At 61.6% G+C, this 237-nt stretch carries 1 pseudogene; it reads left to right on the top strand.

The window, feature by feature from the left end:
- A pseudogene (locus tag QQM72_RS40815) lies at positions 1-108 on the top strand (IS5/IS1182 family transposase); the annotation flags it as partial.
- Positions 109-237: the final 129 nt, after the last annotated feature.

Below are 237 nucleotides of genomic sequence, written 5' to 3'. Positions count from 1 at the left end.
AACCGGCTCAAGAACTCCCGTGCCGTCGCAACCCGTTACGACAAGAGGGCCTACGTCTTCCATGGCACCGTCACCGCAGCAGCGATCCGCTTATGGCTCCGATCATGATCCGTCGGACACTCCCTAGTACTCCAGCAGGATTTCGCTGTCTGACCTGGTCTTTTCGTCGGGTGGCGGGAGTGTAGCGGGACTTCGATCGTGCGGGGGTGGTCTCACGGAGACCGCCCCTCGATCGTG

This window comes from Streptomyces zaehneri, from assembly GCF_032248645.1.
Taxonomy (GTDB): domain Bacteria; phylum Actinomycetota; class Actinomycetes; order Streptomycetales; family Streptomycetaceae; genus Streptomyces; species Streptomyces coriariae.
This window is presented reverse-complemented; position numbering and strand designations above follow the sequence as displayed.